This window comes from Vibrio sp. 1580, from assembly GCF_033340055.1.
The window spans coordinates 198814-218638 of sequence record NZ_JAWOVT010000004.1; the positions used below are offsets into that span (position 1 = coordinate 198814).

Annotated in this window: 16 protein-coding genes; 10 read left to right on the forward strand and 6 right to left on the reverse strand. The window is 44.1% G+C overall.

Going from position 1 to position 19825, the window contains the following annotated elements:
- The first annotated feature begins 51 nt into the window (after positions 1–51).
- Positions 52–1638 carry a BCCT family transporter gene (locus R7093_RS08265; protein ID WP_005373846.1) on the forward strand — a complete coding sequence of 529 codons (1587 nt, stop codon included), beginning with the start codon at positions 52–54 and terminating at the stop codon, positions 1636–1638.
- 62 nt (positions 1639–1700) lie between these two features.
- Here the strand turns inward: R7093_RS08265 and R7093_RS08270 are convergent, their stop codons facing one another.
- Complete coding sequence (locus R7093_RS08270; protein WP_005387087.1) at positions 1701–2429, reverse strand: UTRA domain-containing protein; 729 nt, start codon at positions 2427–2429, stop codon at positions 1701–1703.
- Between the two features lie 210 nt (positions 2430–2639).
- Between R7093_RS08270 and R7093_RS08275 the strand changes: the two genes are divergently transcribed.
- The 9 genes from R7093_RS08275 (at position 2640) to R7093_RS08315 (ending at position 13162) form a co-directional block, all read left to right on the forward strand.
- The gene (locus R7093_RS08275) at positions 2640–3707 is read left to right on the forward strand and encodes an ABC transporter substrate-binding protein (protein ID WP_005373851.1); all 1068 of its coding nucleotides are present in this window, start codon (positions 2640–2642) and stop codon (positions 3705–3707) included.
- A gap of 12 nt (positions 3708–3719) precedes the next feature.
- Entirely contained in the window at positions 3720–4544 is an 825-nt protein-coding gene (locus R7093_RS08280) for an alkaline phosphatase family protein (RefSeq protein WP_213907141.1), read from the forward strand.
- On the forward strand, positions 4541–5431 hold the full coding sequence (locus R7093_RS08285; protein WP_017633568.1) for an ABC transporter permease: 891 nt from the start codon (positions 4541–4543) through the stop codon (positions 5429–5431). Before R7093_RS08280 ends, R7093_RS08285 begins: the two co-directional genes overlap by 4 nt.
- Before the next feature lie 2 nt (positions 5432–5433).
- Positions 5434–6222 (forward strand): ABC transporter permease, encoded by a 789-nt coding sequence (locus R7093_RS08290; protein WP_017633567.1) that lies wholly within the window; start codon positions 5434–5436, stop codon positions 6220–6222.
- Positions 6219–7238 (forward strand): ABC transporter ATP-binding protein, encoded by a 1020-nt coding sequence (locus tag R7093_RS08295; RefSeq protein ID WP_318146606.1) that lies wholly within the window; start codon positions 6219–6221, stop codon positions 7236–7238. The genes R7093_RS08290 and R7093_RS08295 overlap by 4 nt, the downstream gene beginning before the upstream one ends.
- 2 nt (positions 7239–7240) lie before the next feature.
- Positions 7241–7900, forward strand: a complete 660-nt coding sequence (locus R7093_RS08300; protein ID WP_053304601.1) for an HAD family hydrolase — start codon at positions 7241–7243, stop codon at positions 7898–7900.
- A 192-nt stretch (positions 7901–8092) separates the two neighbouring features.
- The gene (locus R7093_RS08305) at positions 8093–8749 is read left to right on the forward strand and encodes a TetR/AcrR family transcriptional regulator (protein ID WP_053349323.1); all 657 of its coding nucleotides are present in this window, start codon (positions 8093–8095) and stop codon (positions 8747–8749) included.
- Positions 8736–10064 carry an efflux RND transporter periplasmic adaptor subunit gene (locus R7093_RS08310; protein ID WP_053349324.1) on the forward strand — a complete coding sequence of 443 codons (1329 nt, stop codon included), beginning with the start codon at positions 8736–8738 and terminating at the stop codon, positions 10062–10064. Before R7093_RS08305 ends, R7093_RS08310 begins: the two co-directional genes overlap by 14 nt.
- Positions 10061–13162 (forward strand): efflux RND transporter permease subunit, encoded by a 3102-nt coding sequence (locus R7093_RS08315; RefSeq protein ID WP_065275149.1) that lies wholly within the window; start codon positions 10061–10063, stop codon positions 13160–13162. Before R7093_RS08310 ends, R7093_RS08315 begins: the two co-directional genes overlap by 4 nt.
- A gap of 507 nt (positions 13163–13669) precedes the next feature.
- Here R7093_RS08315 and R7093_RS08320 read toward each other — a convergent pair.
- From R7093_RS08320 to R7093_RS08340, 5 genes are all read right to left on the reverse strand, one after another.
- Complete coding sequence (locus R7093_RS08320) at positions 13670–14509, reverse strand: hypothetical protein (RefSeq protein ID WP_025767990.1); 840 nt, start codon at positions 14507–14509, stop codon at positions 13670–13672.
- Positions 14510–14513: 4 nt separating this feature from the next.
- Positions 14514–14972 carry a hypothetical protein gene (locus R7093_RS08325; RefSeq protein WP_318146607.1) on the reverse strand — a complete coding sequence of 153 codons (459 nt, stop codon included), beginning with the start codon at positions 14970–14972 and terminating at the stop codon, positions 14514–14516.
- 8 nt (positions 14973–14980) lie between these two features.
- Positions 14981–15733, reverse strand: coding sequence for a hypothetical protein (locus R7093_RS08330; RefSeq protein ID WP_318146608.1), 753 nt, complete (start codon positions 15731–15733; stop codon positions 14981–14983).
- A 339-nt stretch (positions 15734–16072) separates the two neighbouring features.
- The gene (locus R7093_RS08335; protein ID WP_005373876.1) at positions 16073–16339 is read right to left on the reverse strand and encodes a hypothetical protein; all 267 of its coding nucleotides are present in this window, start codon (positions 16337–16339) and stop codon (positions 16073–16075) included.
- A gap of 324 nt (positions 16340–16663) precedes the next feature.
- Positions 16664–19822 (reverse strand): efflux RND transporter permease subunit, encoded by a 3159-nt coding sequence (locus R7093_RS08340; protein WP_318146609.1) that lies wholly within the window; start codon positions 19820–19822, stop codon positions 16664–16666.
- Positions 19823–19825 lie beyond the last annotated feature (3 nt).

Genomic DNA, 19825 nt, shown 5'->3' on the forward strand with positions numbered 1-19825 from the left:
ACGATGTGAGGGGAAATGCACGGCTTCATAGCCCTAAAAAGCGAAGTAATTATGTCAAATATGACGAATGCCGCCTCCCACACAGCGCCTATTCAGGATGCTGACTATTCTGCTATTCATCCCCCATCTTTACTCAAGCGCCTCGAACTCACCAATCCTGTCTTTTGGTTAAGTGGTAGCTTCCTCACTCTATTCGTTTTACTTGCTCTAACGAATACCGACTCTCTAACCGCAATGGTTAACACCGGCTTCGGCTTTGCTACTAAATATTTCGGAGCTTACTGGCAAGTACTGCTTCTTCTGAATTTCCTAATTGGTTTGGCTCTTGCGTTTGGTCGCACTGGTTATGTGCGCCTAGGTGGTCTAGCGAAACCTGATATTGATAACTTTAAGTGGTTGTCAATCGTACTCTGTACTCTACTTGCAGGTGGTGGTGTGTTCTGGGCCGCTGCTGAGCCTATCGCGCACTTTGTGACTGCTCCGCCTCTATATGGGGAAGCCTCACCGAAAACTGCCGCAATCAATGCCCTATCTCAGTCTTTTATGCACTGGGGCTTCTTAGCTTGGGCGATCCTTGGTGGTCTATCTTCCATTGTCTTAATGCACTTGCATTACGATAAAGGCCTGCCTCTTAAGCCGCGTACTCTGCTTTACCCTGTGTTTGGTGATAAAGCCATTAAAGGCTGGATTGGTGATGTTGCTGACGCATGTAGCATCATTGCCGTAGCGGCAGGAACCATCGGTCCTATCGGCTTCTTAGGTTTACAAATTAGCTACGCGCTAAACTCATTGTTTGGCCTGCCAGATACGTTCGTAACGCAAAGTATGGTTATTATGGCGGCGATCCTGATGTATACCCTTTCCGCACTGAGCGGTTTGAGCAAGGGTATTCAAATCGTCAGTCGTTACAACATCATTTTGTCTGTACTGTTAATTGGTTACATCCTGTTCTTCGGGCCGACAAGCTTTATCGTTGATGGCTACGTGCAAGGCGTTGGTCGTATGGTGGATAACTTCTTCCCTATGGCACTTTACCGTGGTGATACAGGCTGGCTAAGTTGGTGGACAGTATTCTTCTGGGGTTGGTTTATCGGTTATGGCCCAATGATGGCGATCTTTATTGCTCGTATCTCTCGTGGTCGTACAATTCGCCAATTAATCATGTCTATTAGCATCGCGGCACCGCTGATTACTTGCTTCTGGTTTAGTATCGTTGGTGGCAGTGGCCTTGCGTTTGAACTTGATAACCCTGGTTTGATTTCATCTGCGTTTGAAGGCTTTAACTTGCCCGCAGCACTGCTAGCGATTACTGGTGAATTACCTTACCCAATGATCATTTCGGTTCTGTTCCTGATCTTAACGACAACATTTATCGTGACGACGGGTGACTCGATGACTTACACAATCAGTGTAGTGATGACGGGCTCAACAGAACCAAACGCAGTGATTCGCTCGTTCTGGGGGCTGATTATGGGTATTGTCGCTATTGCGCTTATCTCAATGGGCTCTGGTGGTATTTCTGCATTGCAGTCTTTCATTGTAATTACTGCCGTGCCTGTGTCTTTCATTTTGCTGCCAAGCATTTGGAAAGCACCCGGCATTGCAAGCAGAATGGCAAAAGAGCAAGGCCTCGTTTAAACCGCCTCTCTAACCAATATGCGAAAAAGAGCCCTTCATTGGGCTCTTTTTAATTCTGCGCTTTATCCTACACTATCAATGCGAATCATCACTGCGTCTGGACGCCAATACTCGAATTCGCAGTCCATTAAATGCCCATCTTGTTTGTAGTTTACCCGCCGAATTTTCAGAACGGGTTGTCCTTCAGCTAGGTTCAACGCCTTAGCGACATGAGCAGGAGCTGACGTGGGAATCACATCAAAACGAGAGCGCTTTGTCTCGTAACCATACTTCTCACGATAAATGCCCGTCAGGGACATGGTGAGGTTCTCAGACAATATACCCTCAAACAGTGCCGCTTTGAGCACGTTCTCAACAAACAATACCGCTCGCCCATCAATAAAACGTAACCGTTCAATCACATAAATTGGGGTAATTCGCTCAACCTCTAACGATTTGGCATACTCACCTGCGGCCATTTCACTTCGCACGTTGAGTAGCTTAGTTTCTGCAATACGATGCTGCTCTCGAATCATCTGATGGAAGTGAGAACGAGACAACGGGTTGTAACAGATACGCTCAGGAGATACATACCAACCCCGGCGCTCTTCTCGATAAATAAGACCTTCCGTTTCCAAAGACACCAACGCATCTTTGATAGTGATTCGAGTCGTAGAAAACAGCTCACTGAGCTCTCTCTCTGACGGCAGTTTTTGTCCTTCCGACATGATGCCGGAAAGAATCTGCTGTTTTAAGCTGCTTCTAATTTTTCCTAATTGGGTACCAAATTGTCCGGTGCCTGTCGCTCTCATTCTGATCTAGTCCAACGATAATTTGACGAATAACATAAGGCGTTTACGTAACAAAAATATGACATTAATCAACAGAACACATACTGAACGTATGAAATATAAGTGCCATATAAAATCAGCAAAACTGTCAAATTACTTGCGCTAAATCGTCACATTCCATCCATAGCATACAAAGCGAACTTACTGACCTAGTCCAGAAGGATGGAGACAATGAAAACTTTGCTAAGTCGTTCAATTACCGCACCAGCGGCAATCATTGCGGTAACGCTCGCTACGCCAACAGTAGCGAAAGAAGCCGATATTGAATCTTTGGTAGCTGCAGCACAAAAAGAAGGGGCGGTTTACAGTGTGGGTATGCCTGACAGTTGGGCAAACTGGAAAGACACTTGGGCTGATTTAAAGTCAAATTACAACCTTAAGCACCAAGACACGGATATGAGCTCGGCTCAAGAAATCGCAAAATTCGAAGCTGAGAAGAAAAACGCGACCGCAGACATTGGTGACGTAGGCTTTGCCTTCGCACGTGTAGCGGTTAAAAAAGGCGTCACTCAGCCATATAAACCAACAACTTGGAATGACATCCCAGATTGGGCAAAAGACGAAGATGGTCATTGGGCACTTGCTTACACTGGCACTATTTCTTTTATCTCCAACAATAACCTCGTAAAAGACGCGCCAAAAACGTGGGATGACCTATTAAAAGGCGACTACAAAGTGACCGTAGGTGACGTAGGCGTAGCAGCACAGGCAAACAACGCGGTTCTCGCCGCAGCGTTCGCCAACGGTGGGGACGAATCCAACCTCAAGCCTGCGCTCAAATTCTTTTCTGAACTCGCGAAGCAAGGTCGTCTTTCATTTACCGATCCGAACATCGCCAACCTAGAAAAAGGCGAAGTGGAAGTGGCGATCATGTGGGACTTCAATGCATTGAACTACCGCGACAAAATTGACCGCGACCGCTTTACAGTGAGCATTCCTCAAGATGGCTCTGTGATTTCTGGTTATACAACCATAATCAATAAATACGCGAAGAACCCTAATGCAGCAAAGCTTGCTCGTGAATACATCTTCAGCGATCAAGGGCAAATCAACTTAGCAGAAGGTTATGCGCGTCCAATCCGCACCAACATCACACTGCCTCAAGCAGTGCAAGACAAGCTAATTGCTAATGACCAATACAGCAATGTTCACCCAGTGACTGACTTCTCAGCTTGGGAAAAGTCCGCACGTAAGCTGCCACGTCAATGGCAAGAAAGTGTCTTAATCCACCAGCAATAAGAGTAAGTCGTTATGAGCAATAAGGTCATCCTTGTTGTTCTAGATGGACTGAACTATCAGGTAGCCCGTGATTGCATGGGCTACCTCAATGGTCTTCTAGAACAAAGTCGTTCCCAACAAGAAACTCGCGCAACGCTTTATCCTGTGCAGTGTGAGCTGCCCTCTATGTCTCGCCCACTTTATGAGTGCATTTTAACGGGCGTTCGCCCTGTAGAAAGCGGCATCGTAAACAACAATATCGTTCGTCTATCCAAACACGATTCCATTTTCAGTTTGGCAAAAGCCCAAGGAAAAGTGACCGCTGCGGCTGCCTACCATTGGGTAAGTGAGCTTTATAATCGCACACCATTTGAACCTGTTCGCGATCGTTTCACGCATGATGAAACCCTGAATATCCAGCATGGCTGCTTTTACCATTGGGATCATTATCCTGATGAAGCCTTGTTCCTGGACGCAGAGTATTTACGTCGCAACTATCAACCTGATTTCTTATTGATCCATCCGATGAATATCGACGATACAGGACATAAGTTTGGCCTAGACTCTCGCCAATACCGCAATTGTGCGCGAGGTGCAGACATTATTCTTTCCAACTACATCGAACAATGGCTTGCTGATGGGTATCAAATCATTGTGACCAGCGATCATGGCATGAACAACGATCTTTCTCACGGTGGGATTTTGCCTGAAGAGCGAGAAGTTCCCCTGTTTGTCATTGGTGATAAGTTTACCCATCAAGATTGCCATATTAAGCAAACTGATATTTGTGGCACCGTTTGTCAATTGCTAAACCTTGACCACACGAAGCCATACACTCAGGAATTGTTAGCACTATGAGCAGTTCAGTCCTCTCTCCAAGCTCTAGCGAATCACGTTCAAATTTGGCAAGTACTTGGTTAAAGCGCTTTAAGCCAGCCATTTGGTTGGCGCCTTTCGCACTGTTTTTCTATCTATTTCAACTCGCACCGATGATTTGGGTACTGTTAAACAGCTTTATCTACGATGGCGAGTTTGCCTTCGATAACTACATTGAAGTGCTCGACTCCGCCTTTATGATGCAGGCGTTTGGCAACAGTTTGTGGTTAGCTGTATGGTCGAGCATTTTTGGCTTAGCCATTGCGACTCTGTTGGTCTCTTCTCTGCGCAGAGTCGATTCTAAAGTCCGCGACGGTGTGATTGCGTTTACGAACATGAGCAGCAACTTTGCAGGCGTACCTCTGTCATTCGCTTTTATCATTATTTTGGGCACCAATGGGGCGATTACCCTTTTGCTCAAGCAGTATGGCTTACTCGGTGATTTCGACCTTTATGGTAAATGGGGTCTGCTGGCCATTTACATCTACTTCCAAATCCCGCTGGCGGTGTTGTTGCTCTACCCTGCGTTCGACGCGTTGAGCGATGATTGGCAAGCAGCTGCTGCGCTACTGGGAGCCAAAACATCACAGTATTGGGCGAAAATCGCGCTGCCAGTGCTCTCACCAGCCTTATTCGGTACCTTTATTATCTTAATAGCCAACGCAATTGGCGCATATGCGAGTGTTTATGCGCTGACCTCCGGTAACTATAACGTCATCACAATTCGAATTGCGAGTCTGGTATCGGGAGACCTGTTCCTTGAACCTAATCTCGCCGCTGCAATTTCGGTGATTCTAATGGCGTTACTTGCCTTTATCACAGTGATTAACCAATGGCTCATTTCGAAAAGCTATGCAGGTAGGAAGTAGTCATGAACAACGTTAATACTCGATTCCATAAAACGGTGGTTTATTCCATTGTTGGGATCATGCTCATCCCGATTTTAGCGACCTTTGTCTATTCGCTTTCATCACGCTGGGGTGCCACGGTGCTTCCAGATGGTTTCACTTTTGATTGGTACGTTAAATTGCTGACCGACCCACGCTTTTTGCAAGCGTTTGGGCGTTCGCTGTTTATTTGTATTGCTTCGCTAACCCTCAGTGTGCTTCTGGTTCTGCCAGCGATATTCGTGGTGTTTTACTACTTTCCGAAGCTGGATAAGCTCATGAACGTATTGATTTTGCTACCATTCGCTGTACCACCAGTGGTGTCCTCCGTCGGCTTGCTTCAACTTTATGCTGACAGTGAAATCTCCCTTATCGGTACTCCTTGGATTCTAGTAGGTACTTACTTCACCATCGCGTTACCGTTCATGTATCGTGCGATTTCTAATAGCTTCGAAGCAATTAACCTTAACGATTTAATGGACGCTGCACACTTGCTAGGGGCAAGCACAACCAAAGCGTTTTTGATGGTCATTTTACCTAACCTCAAAAAAGGACTGATGGCATCGCTTTTCCTTTCATTTTCATTTCTATTGGGAGAGTTTGTGTTCGCCAATATTTTAGTCGGCACACGTTATGAAACCCTGCAAATCTACTTGTATAACATGCGTCAGACGAGCGGCCACTTTACGTCTGCCTTAGTGATGACCTACTTCCTATTTATTTTTTTACTGACTTGGTTGGCAAGTCGTTTCAGCCGAGGAGTCAAACAATGAGCTACGTAACAGCGAAAAATCTAACTAAACGTTTTGGTGATAACACCGTATTTGAGGATATTCACTTTAACATCGAGCAAGGTGAATTCATTACGCTTTTGGGCCCTAGCGGTTGTGGTAAATCGACACTACTTCGCAGCCTTGCTGGGCTTAACCCTGTCGATGGAGGCGAGATTTGGGTAAACAGAGAAGATATCACGCATCAAGTCCCGCAAGAACGTGGTATTGGGATGGTCTTTCAATCGTATGCGCTGTTTCCCAATATGACCGTCGAAGGCAACATTGCATTTGGCTTAAAAATGAAAAAGCTTGAGAATGATGATATTCGACGTGAAGTGGCTAAAGTCATCAAACTGGTGGATCTGGCAGGTAAAGAAAAACACTATCCGCATCAACTTTCTGGCGGTCAGCGCCAGCGTGTCGCACTCGCTCGAGCGTTGGTGGTGAAACCTCGCATATTATTGCTTGATGAACCACTTTCTGCGCTTGATGCCAAAATCCGCAAACACCTTCGTCAGCAAATCCGAGACATTCAGAAAGAGATGAATCTCACCACTATCTTCGTAACTCATGACCAAGAAGAGGCGATGATTATGTCTGATCGTATCTTCCTAATGAGTAAAGGAGAAATTGTTCAAGCAGGAACACCTGAAGAAATTTATACTCATCCTGCTAACGAGTTTGTGGCCGGTTTCATGGGGCACTACAACCTTGTAGAGGCCAATAAAGCCAAGCAACTCTTCAACATTGATACCGAATGGAAAGTAGCGATTCGCCCAGAGTCTATATATGTAAAAGAGCAAGGTCGTCAATATGATAGCCACATCTCAGCGCCACAAGTAGGTACGATCACCAACCACCAGCTTCTAGGTAATGTTATTCGCTATCAAGTGAACGTTGAAGAGTGTGAGCTCACTGTTGACTTGCTTAACCGCTCTTCAGAACGCTTACTAGCGAATGGCAGCCAACTAGAGCTACTCTTTAACCTAAACGAAATTCAACCAGTGAGAGCCTAAACATGTCCAAACCTTTGTATGTTTTTGATATGGATGAAACCCTAATAAACGCTGACTGCGCAATGATTTGGAACGAGTTTATGGTTGAGAAAGGCATCGCGACTGATCCTTTATTTATTATGGAAGATCAGCGTCTAATGGCCTTGTACTCTGAAGGCAAAATGGACATGGAAGATTACCTAGCGTTCTCCATGAAGCCACTAGAAAACATGCCGATTGAAGAAGTAAACGCCTTGGTTGAAGAATGTGTTGAAAGCCATATTTTGCCTAAACAGTTCCCTCAAGCCAAAACCCTGATTGAGCAACTGTCTCGTGATGGTATAGATATGGTTATCATCTCTGCCAGCGTCACTTTTTTGGTGGAAGCCGTTGGTCGCCGTCTTAATATTCCAACCGCACTCGGAATTGATTTAATCGAGAAAAACAACCGTTATACTGCTGAAATCGACGGTATCCCGAGTTATCGTGAAGGCAAAGTCACGCGATTAAAACAGTGGCTAGAAAATCAGCCTGAGCGTTATTCCGAAATCCATTTCTATACCGATTCAATCAACGATTTACCGCTTTGTGAATACGCGAACTACGCTTATCTGGTAAATCCATGCCCACAACTAAAAGAACACGCCAACAGACCGAATTGGAGTGTGTTAAGTTGGGGGTGAGCTAGCCTCACAAGACCGTTCTTCCTAAGTAAATACTTTTCTATTTGTTCAAAGAGCAGTTCTTTCTGCTCTTTTTTACTTCTCTTCATCACAAATTAATCACTTGATTAAATACTGATTAATTTTTCACATGTCGCATGAGAAATCAGCGTCTTATAATTAATCAAATGTTTAATATTTTGAGAGAAGATTGTGACGGAAGCGCATCGAAGGGCGGGAAGACCCACAGATAATATCGACGCACGGGAAAAACTGATTTTCCACGCGCGCGAACTCTTCACCATTATGGCTTATGACAAGGTCTCTACTCGCCTAGTCGCGCAGAAAGCAGGCGTGAACGTGGCGATGATTCGTTACTACTTTGGCAACAAAGAAGGCTTGTTCGAGACCATGTTGCGCGAAACACTGTCACCGATGCAAAAGCAGATGCAGACGTTGGTATCCAACAGTAACGAGCAAAACTTTCTCGATCTAATGCGCACCTACTACCGCGAAATGATCAAGGTACCACAGTTCCCACGCTTAGTTGCCCAAGTTATGAATATGCCCCCATCGGAAACCCAACGCAAACTGCTCGAAAAAGTCTTCGCAGATATCAGCAAGCCAATGCAAGGCGTGATCTTTGATAAGTTGATCGACAGTGGCGTTTTACGAAAAGACGCCGACCCTCAACTTTGTCGCGTCTCTTACATCAGCTTGATGGTGTTTCCTTTTATGGCACCACCAGCACTGCTCGCCATTCATGGCATTGAACTTTCTGAAGCCTTCTTGAACCGATTATTCGAACACAACATACAACTGATGAAACATGGATTTTTAGACTCGGGCGACCAATATGAAAGTAAATAAAAAGCTGCTGTTCTTTCCTGCTCTTGCGGTGGGGGTCGTCATTCTGTTTTTGGCGATTAGCCTCAAACCAGATTTGCCCGTAAAACCCTCTGGAGATCGTGCACGGTTGGTCGAGACGATTCCACTTGAGCTAAAAGCCATTGCTCCAGTAGCCATAGGGTTTGGCAAGATCACCCCAAAAGTGGAATGGAAAGCGATAGCCGAAGTGACGGGTAAAGTGGTCTACCGCCATCCGCAACTGGAAAAAGGACAAGTGTTGCAAGCAGGGACAGAAATCTTGCGCATCGACCCGCTCGATTACGAGTTGAAACTGGTTCAAGCTCAAGCCGATCTCAAATCTGCCCAAACCTCTCTGGCTAAGCTGAACCAAGAAGAAGCGAATCTCAAAAGCACCCTCAAGATAGAAGCCAACCGTCTGGTTATCGCCAACAAAGAGTTAGACCGTAAGCAAAACCTACGTAAAAAAGGCCTAACGTCTCAATCGGATGTAGATCAGCAAGAGCAAAGCGCACTCTCTCAACGTAAGTTAGTACTGGATATTGAAAATCAAATTGGTTTGATGCCGGATGAGAAACGAGTCGCGGAAGCCCTAGTTAAAGTTAATGCATCAAAAGTGGATGAGGCCGAACGCTCGCTTGATAAGACCATCATCACGCTTCCTTACGATTTGCGTATTGCTGACGTAGAAATTGAGAAAAAGCAAGTGGTTAACCTCCAACAAACCATGGTGACAGGACATGGTATTGATGTCATGGAAGTGGAAGCTCAACTATCCATTCATGACATGCAAACTTTGGCGGCGAGCATCGGTGAGTTTGTCCGCGATGAATCTGGTATTCCACAACCTGATATGAATGCGATTCATGCCAACATTGAACTCAGCAGCGGTAACCTCTCTGCAAGCTGGCCTGCGAAAGTTGCACGCATCAGTGAAACGGTTGATCCAAGCCAAGCGACTGCCGGTGTGATTCTGGAAATTGAACAAGACTACCGTGCATTAAACCCAACGTCTGCGCCTCCATTGGTGAACGGCATGTTTGTGCGTGCCTTGATTGAGGGACAAGAGAACCCGAGTTGGGTCATCCCAGAGCGTGCGCTTCATGGCGATAAGATTTACCTGATGGGAGATGACAACCGTCTGCAAGTCGTCACGGTTGAAGTGTTATATCGTCGCAATAACCAAGTGGTGATCGATGGTGAACTAGAGCAAGGTCAGAAGCTGATCATCAACGATTTGCTGCCTGCGATTAACGGCATGCTATTGAAAGAGTCACCTGAACAGTCAGAAACGGCTATTGAGGAGTCTGATTCATGATCCGATTCTTCGCCAAGCATCCAACAGCAGCCAACTTGCTGATGCTAACGCTGCTGATATTGGGGATTTCTTCACTTTCCACGATTAAGCGTGAAACTTTTCCTGAGTTTGATCCGCCCTACATCCTAGCTGGTGTGGTTTACCCCGGCGCTTCCCCTCAAGAGGTAGAAGAGAGCATCTGTATCCGAATGGAAGATGCTGTCGATGGCCTTGCCAACATCAAAGAAACTCAGTGTGAAGCGATTGAGGGTTCTGCGCGTCTTATCTTAAAACTGAATGAAGAAGCCGACATCGGCCGCATGCTGGTTGATGTTCAAACCCAGATCAACTCGATAAACGACTTCCCACAAGAGATTGAATCTCCTGTGGTCCAAGAGCTCGATTGGAACGAGCCAGTTGTGGATGTCGCCATCACCGCAGATACCACATGGCCAGAGCTAAAAGCGTATGCCGAACAGCTTAAACGCACGTTAAAAATCGATTACGATGTCTCTTTGGTTGAAGTTGCTGGCTTCTCTGACCACCAATACCGAGTAGAGTTAGACACTCAAGCTATCCGACAACTTGGTTTGAGTGTTGGTGATATTGCGGACCAGATTGGTCGTCAAAACGTCAAGTTGCCAAGTGGTAATGTCGAAACGCCAGATAAGAACTTTCTGATCCGCTTTGACGAACGACGCGTGACGCCGGAAGAGCTTGAGACTATCGTCGTGGGCTCTGGTACAAATGGCTCAATCATCCGTCTAAGAGATATTTCGACGATTACCGACGGGTTTGAATTGGACGAACAGAAAGTCCTCTTCGATGGTCACCCTTCTGCCCTACTAAAAGTCAGCAAAAACAAAGAAGACGATGCACTGCGCATTAAAGAACGTGTTGCTCAATTTGTCGAAGAACAACAAGCCATCGCGCCAGACGGTGTGATGCTACAAATGACCAATGACCTTTCATCCGTGCTTTGGGATCGCCTGACCATGATGGTCAAAAACGGTTGGCAAGGTATCATTCTGGTCTTCGCCACCATGTGGTTGTTCTTTAGTTTTCGCTACTCTTTTTGGGTCGCAGCTGGTTTACCTGTTGCCTTCTTAGGTGGGTTATTTTTGATGGCGCAACTTGGCCTGTCCATCAACATCATGTCTTTGGTCGGGTTACTCATGGCCATCGGTATCATGATGGATGACGCCATCGTTATTGCCGAATCGATTGCCGCTCACCTCGACCGAGGAGAAGAGATCGATGATGCCGTGATAAAAGGAGTGAAAAAGGTACTGCCGGGGGTCATCTCTTCCTTTTTAACTACGGTGTGTATTTTCGGTAGCTTGTTATTTTTGCAAGGTGAAATGGGTGCGGTACTTAAAGCGGTTCCTCAAGTTCTGATCCTCGTACTGAGTTTAAGTTTGGTGGAAGCCTTCTTGATTCTACCTAACCACCTTTCTCACTCACTACACAAACAAAAGCAAGAGCGAAAAACACCGAAGTTCAAACAAAAGCTGCTCGCTTCTTTTGAAAACTTCCGCAACACCACCTTGGTCAACGCAGTAGATAAAGTGGTCGAGTATCGCTATGCCTTTATGGGCGGTGTGGTTGCCTTGCTTCTTATCTCCGCGGCCACGTTAGTAGGTGGTTTACTCAAGTTCCAACCCTTCCCTGAATTGGATGGCGACATTGCAGAAGCGCGTATTATTCTTCCTCCGGGTTCTTCTCTGTCTCAAACGGAAGCTGTCGTCGATAAGATCGTCGCTTCCGCTCAAAAGCTAGATAAAGAATGGACAGAGAAAGTGGAAGACGGCAATCCATTGGTTCTACACATTACCAGTCAATTCAACGCTAACGCCGACGCGAATGAATCTGGCCCTCACATTGCCACGGTACGTCTGGATTTGCTGGGCGCCGAGAGTCGTAACACACTCATCGATGAATTTATCGACGCATGGCGTGAAGACATTGGTGAACTTGCCGATCCTATCTCGCTGGTATTTAAACAACCGACCATGGGGCCGGGTGGACGAGCGATTGAAATTCGAGCGAAGCATGATGAACTGGATGCGCTCAAAGCCGCCTCTATCGACATTCAACAATACTTAAATGAGTTTGACGGTGTCCATGGCGTGTTGGATGACATGCGTATGGGTAAAGAAGAAGTCTTGGTAAAACTGCGTCCGGGCGCAGAAGCTTACGGGATTAACGGCCAACTCATCGCCAATCAATTGCGTGCAGCTTTCTTTGGCCAAACCGCAGACGAGATCCAAGTTGGGGTAGAAAACATTTCAATCGAAGTTCGCCTCGATAAAGCACAAGCCGGTGACTTACAGCAATTGGCAAACTTTCCGATTATCTTGTCCGATGGCAGTCAAATCCCCCTCGCAACCATTGCGACTTTGGATTTCCAACGTAATTACGTAAGAATCCAGCGCATTGATGGCTTGAGGACTGTGAGCGTATTCGGCGATATCAACAATACGAAAGCCAACTCAACCGCCATTATTCGTCAGTTCCAACAGGATGAGGCGCCAAAGCTTATGCAAAAGTATCCTGGTCTTCGCTTTGATTTTGAAGGCGAAGCCAAAGATACCGCTGAAACTGGCGCATCAATGGGTAAAGGCTTCTTGCTTGGTTTATTTGGCGTGTTTGCGATTCTGAGTTACCAATTCCGCAGTTATTTGGAACCATTCGTCGTCATGCTTGCGATTCCACTCGCCTTTATTGGCGTGGTATGGGGACACATCCTACTCGGTCACTCATTAAGTATGCCGAGTATGATGGGCTTTGTCTCACTAGCGGGGATTGTGGTGAATGACTCGATTCTGTTAGTTCAGTACATACGCCATCATGTCGATGAAGGGGATAATGTGCACGACTCAGTAGTCAAAGCCAGTCGGGAACGCTTTAGAGCAGTATTCCTGACATCAATGACCACTGCAGCAGGTTTGCTTCCGTTACTGACTGAAACCAGTTTGCAAGCACAGGTTATCCAACCACTGGTTATCTCTATCGTGTTTGGTATTTTCGCATCCACTCTGCTGGTGTTGTTTATGATCCCTGCTGCGTATGCCATTTTAGCTGACTTCGGCCTAGTCCATAAGCACGAAGAAATCTAAAACGACTGATAAGTAAACTTATCAAAATGCACAAGAGCGGCTTAGGTCGCTTTTTGTTCAATACCAATGCGTTAAAAAACACACAATCACTTAACAAACAGAGGGTTATTGTGTCTCATTAAGTGTGAATATGAACAGTTAAGGATTAAGTATGTTGAGTTTTATATAACCAAATCAAATAACCAACACAAGATTTATAATATGTCTTATTGTCAAAAACGGAATTTCACAGAGTAAAAATACACGCAGGCAACACATTCACAATTTAAACTCACGATAATGAAAACATTGATTGAAGAATTAACATTTTAACAATCATTACAACAATGTTAACTTTAGCCTCGTTGGTCGTGCTGGTGGTAAGCCTCTCACCAAGCCTATTGTCAGTTTTATATGGACGTTCGACCACCTCCAAAATGAATAGACACCCAATTTGGTGCCCTTTTTTCGCCCGTGAAAGCATTTTTCGCGGGCTTTTTTCTTTAAGTTAAGTATGAACGCTCTGGATCAACTTTTTTTTGTCAACCTTTCGGATTTGGAGGTAGTATGTGAATCAATAAGCGGAGACAGTGCTAGCAACTCTAAAACATTTTTTTCAAAGATTTCATCCGCGTGTCTTACCCAATCTAAAAACTTTTTTTGAGCAAACATAGGCTCGATTTCATATAAAAATTCAATACTAAAGTAAAACTCATTTTTGATAGGCAAATTGTACACTCTTCGATAGTCTTTTTTATACTCCAAATTTCCTTCTACATATTTTGAAAATGTATTTTCACCAATCTTGATATCTTGGCATTTGATTGGAGGGTAACCACGAAGAAACTCTCCTACAAGGAACTCTTCTTTCGCTCTCTTTTTTTCTTCGTTTATCGGGTCCATTCCCCAACGATGATTTGCGTACGCAATGGCATCATTCATCAACTCTGTATGATCACCTTTTCGAGAGCCGTCAGGTGACTCTACAGCATGATAAAAATCCACGTACTCTTTCTCTATAAATGAAGATAGTTCATTAACACTAGTAATATATTTATCTGAAGATTTAATCCTTAACCGAATATATAAACCACCTTGTTTATTGATTGGTAATAGTGGATTTATTATTTTATTTTGAAAAGAGAAATAAATCGTGGCCAATTTTATAAACTTTTCATGCCGCTCTACTTTTGAATCAATATTGAACCGTTGTAATTCAATAAAATCTTGGTATACATGTCCTTCATATATGTTGTTCGGACACTCAAATGACAGCACTAAGTCATCTATCTGGAATACATTATGTAACAAGTTTGCAAAATCTGGCTTTCCTCGAAAGCCATCTTTATACATTTTAATAAGGCCCATATATCTAACCCTTGTTCTTTAAATATTCATCAATATCTTTTAAACGTTTACTAGCCATATTATTACCAGACATCATCAGTTGTCGTCGATAAGATTCCACACCGAAATAGGGTAATGTATGTGGGCTCTCTGTGACCTCTCCATTCATCACTAATCCCAAGAATTTACAACAACGAACGAGACTACTTGCAGATAATGGAGTTTGTCTCGCAGCAATATTTGGGACAATATCAAAGGGATTCGTTCGGGTTTTTGTGTAATTAACTTTCAAACCAAGCTGCTGTGCATTTTTCCCTATCTTCGTTGTATTTGTTCCCCCTGCATGCACAACGATTTGTTGATTCAATAGTCTTAAGCTCGGATTATTTTTTCTAACATACTCAAGAGCAGAGTTAAAAATAATGGCACCTTGGCTATGCACTGTCCATTTTACTTCCTTACCCTGCTCTGCACATTGTTTCATTACTGCTGCTAGGTGTTGAGCATTGTGCGAAGTAAACGAGTTTTGTCATAAACACATTCAATAAGGTCCAGCTTCGCATTATCAGAAGGGTTGTGAAACAACGTATACTCTGTTGGCTTATCTTCTTTGTACGCCACCTGCGTATGTACCCCCATCAGTGTCGCCGCTTTCTCATAATCATTCAACATTCCATTTACCGTTGCATGAAGCGTATTGACTTGATGAGTTACTTGAGCTTTAGTGTGGTCCCACTCAGCCAACAATAACTTTGCTTCATCATTGTTCTGCACTCCATTATACTCACCATTTTTACCTGTTTCTTTCTTCACATGATACATTTGGGTTCTTTGATGTGAATGCTTAAAAATAGACTTACCATGCAACTGTCGATCAAAAGCAATATCATGAATTACAACTTTCCCGTCTCTAAGGATACAAGTTAATAAGTAATGATAATTTTTGAAGGGATACCTAGTTCGAAATATTCGAAGCAATGGATTGCGTTTGTGTCTAACTACAGAGGGTGTGCTTGGATTAGATGAAAGAAAATACATTTCTTTGACAACTTGCTTCTGATCATATTCATTCAGAGACGCAAGCATGACGAGGGATTGTCTTGATAAGTATAGTTTTTTATTGCTAAAGAGTGCAGCTGAAAGTCTCACTCTTCCATGTAAGAATTGTTCAACCTCATTAACCGACTTATTATTTAGCCCAATGTAATCAAAAGCCTCTTTCCTTTCAATAAATTCCCAAGTCATTACTAATCCCTCTTCAAATAAAAGTGAACCACATACTAAGGTATTATGAAGGTCAAAAAGGAGATCGGATCTTTTCTAAATTTTAAATATCTAACATCACCTCCACTTTACTGAAATCTACACTTTTAAAAGTTACATCCGCTCCATCCAGCAATAGCTCATCAAACACGCCAACTATTGATAATAAGCTTGAGGATCTGATCTCCACCCATGAAATGAGAAACAAAAAAGCCAGCCTTAAAAGGCTGGCAAGTTGAGCAACAAGGTCAGTGCTTACTGCTAACTAACACCGAACTCGTATTGGATTCATTTTCGTCTGTTAGTCTCTTTTAGCGGCGTTTATGACTTGCTTGCTTTCTCTTTGTGGCACGTTACCTTTACTAACTGTTCTTGCTCATCTTTAATGTTTTTCACGATACGCTCATCACGTGCGTGAATGGCATCCATGTTCATTTGCTGAATATCTGCTATAGCTTCATGTTTCATCTCAGAAAAGTCCTGACGTAAATCTGAGCTCCACTCCTCTTTGTCTAAAGTGTTAGCAGCAGCGATTGGTGATGACATTACAGCAATAAGACTTAGAGTAGATAGAAATACGCTTTTCATAATAAGCTCCTTGAGGATTAGCAGTTAATTTTAATTACAATTTATATATTGCACATACGATGCCAACTTTTATTTTGTTATTTTTCAACAACTTAAATAAAGCCTCATATTCAACGTTATCTTCGTCTGGTAAATTTCGCTAACCAAGTGTCAAATTAACCATGCGAATTTAAAACATTAGAAACATACATATTAGAAATACTTTGTCAGGCAGTTTTCTCATCAGATAATTACGTAACTGCCCACTAAAAAATCACTTTGAATCAAAATGCGGAAACAAAAAAGCAGCCCGAAGGCTGCTCCTAATCGTTAACATCAAGCTTGTTAACTCGATACGCTTGCTTCAACGCTCGACGTCACTGGCGACTTTCTGAAACGATTAATCAAACGATGGATAAACCTCTTAATCGATCTGAAAATATTTTTAATATCTTCAAGCATTAAATACAAACAAGGCACCAACAATAAAGTCAGAACCGTTGCGTACAACACCGCAAAGCCCAAAGCGACAGCCATCGGTATGACAAAACGCGCCTGCAAACTCGTTTCAAACATTATCGGCAATACACCCGCAAACGTCGTTATTGAGGTGAGCGTGATAGCTCGAAAACGAGCACAACCCGCCTCAACAACCGCTTGTTTGATGTTCATACCCTTTTCTCTCACTTGGTTTACGTAATCTGTCATAACCAGAGAGTCGTTAATAACCACGCCAGCAGCGGCGATCAAACCAAATGTCGACATCATACTGATGTCTAAACCTAGCCAGAAATGGCCCCAAATCGCCCCCGTCAGACTAAACGGAATGACGGACATTACAATCAAAGGTTGGGTATAACTTTTTAACGGTACAGCTAACAAGATGTAGACGATGATCATGCCTGCAATAAAGAACAAAATCTGTTCATTACGCTGCGCAGCCTGCTCTTCAATATCACCACCCAATTCTGTTTTCACACTCGAGAACGCTTGCTTCATATCCGGCAAGATATTGTCGTCAATGACCTTAACGATTTCTTGAGGCTCAACCAATTCTTCGTCTATGGAACCATAAACATAAACGGTTTGATACCCGCCTTCACGTCGAATGCTACTCACGCCCGGCTGCTCATTGATCTTCACCACATCACCTAGCATGACCTTCTTACCTGCTGGTGTGGTAATCACAGCGTAACGCAATGATGAGAATGCTTCACGCGTCAATTGCGGGTAACGCACCATAACTTTAATTTCTTCACCATCACGAATAATGCGCTGTGCTTCGCCACCATAAAAGCTGCCACCAACTTGCTCTGCGATCATGGTGAGATCCAGACCGAGATCGTACGCTACAGGCGCAAGAGACAGGAGTACTTCTTTGCTTCCAGAATCAATAGAAGATGAAATATCATATAACCCTTCTTCCTGCTGTAAACGCTCTATCAAGTAACGCCCAGCCTCGTTGAGCTCATTGATGTTAGAACCAAACAACAAGTAACCAAACTCATCTCTGTCACCACCACCCGCACTCTGCTCGCGGATTTTGATGCTCTTCATACCTGGAATAACAGGCATAGCTTCACGCCAACGTCGAGCCAGTTCAAATGTATTGAACGGGCGTAACTCTTCATCAACAAGAGGTACTAATACTCGACCTTCGGTGCGGCTTCTGTTGTACGACAGCACATCACGAATCATTCCTTGACCATGTTCCGCAATGGTCTCAGATTCGATCTTTTGCATGACACGTTCAATAGTCTTGAGTGCACTGATTGTCTGCTCACTTGAAACGGTATCATTCATTTCAATAGTGATCGAAGGATAGTCAGTCGGCACTTTAGGGTTAGGGATCACCCGAACATAATTCGCGTTGATCAAAGCCGCGCTGATCAGCAGTAAACCACAGAACACCGCAAACACTGTCCAGCGCCAATGGGTGCATGTTGTTACAAAGTTACGATATGGACCATTTACAAAACCAAAAAAACGTTGGTTAAATCGGTCACGCCAGCCACCTGGTTTAACTGGCTTAAAATGGGTATGCGCCAAGTGCGCTGGTAGGATCAGCTTCGATTCAATCAAACTGAAGATCAAACAAAGAATCACGACCCCCGCGATACCATAAAAGAAGGCACTATCAATACCGCTAGACAACAAGAAAGGGGCAAACACAGCAATTGTGGTTAACACACCGAAAGTGGCTGGTGTGGCAACACGTTTTACACCACGAACCACGTTTTCGACGCCACCGCCCTTTTCTTCGATTTCACTGTACGCACTTTCTCCCATCACGATGGCGTCATCAACTACAATACCGAGCACCATAATGAAGGCAAAAAGAGACACGATGTTTACCGTGATCCCTAATGCAGGCATCATCATTACGGCACCGAGAAAACAGACAGGTAGCCCAATCATTACCCACATAGCCAAGCGGAAACGTAGGAAAATGGTCAGCATAATCGCGACTAATGCAGCGCCTTGCAGCAAGTTTTTCAACATCATGTCGAGACGCCCATTTAAATAGTAAGTCGTATCAACTAAGACTTTGAGCTTAACATCCTGCGGCAATGTCTTGTTTTTTGCTTCAATATAATTACGAACGGACTGTGCAACAGGGATAATGTTCTGGTCACGAGTTGCTTCAACAGACATGTAGATCGCATTCTGACCTGAGTATTCAAAGTAGCGCTCTTCTTCCGTAAAGCCATCTTTTATTGTGGCAATATCTTGCAACAGAACCTTTGCACCATTTGCGCCAAGCTTTACAGGAATATTTCTAAACTCATCACCACGGTAGTATTGGTTTTCAATCCTTACTGCAATCATCCCTGAGTTTGTTTTTACTTCGCCCGCAGAAAAGTTGGCTGAGTAACGGCTGATCGCGCTGCTGATATCGCTCAACGTCAGGTCGTATTTACGAAGAACAAGTGGGTCAACTTCAATCGCTATTTCTTCTTCTGGCGCACTCAGATACACCAGCATGACGTTTTCTAACTGAAGTAATTCATCTTCGATTTGCTTAGCAAGCAGTTTAAGCTCCTCGAGCGGTCGGTCCCCAACTAACCCCATTTCGATTACATCTTGGCGCCATTCAACTTGGTAGACATTGATTGGTTCCATACCCGCTGGTAAGTTAGACAAGGTATCAATACGTTGGTTTACATCATCCAAGACACGCTTGATATCGGCATTAACGTCTACCTCGATGGAAACATACGCGCTACCTCTAGAGGCCGTTGAGACTGCTTTTTTAATCCCGGTGACGTCTTTAATCGATTCCTCGACCTTAACGAGAATACTCTCTTCTATCTCTTGAGGAGAAGCGCCAGGATAAGTCGCACGAACATCAATGTAGTTCACCTCAATATTCGGAAACATCTGCCTTTGAATAAAGAGAAAACTCACCACACCCATGATAATGATGAACACCATCAAAAGGTTGGCAGCGACGGGATTATTCGCAAAATAGGCAATTAAGCCCTTTTGTTTAGTATCTTCCATGAC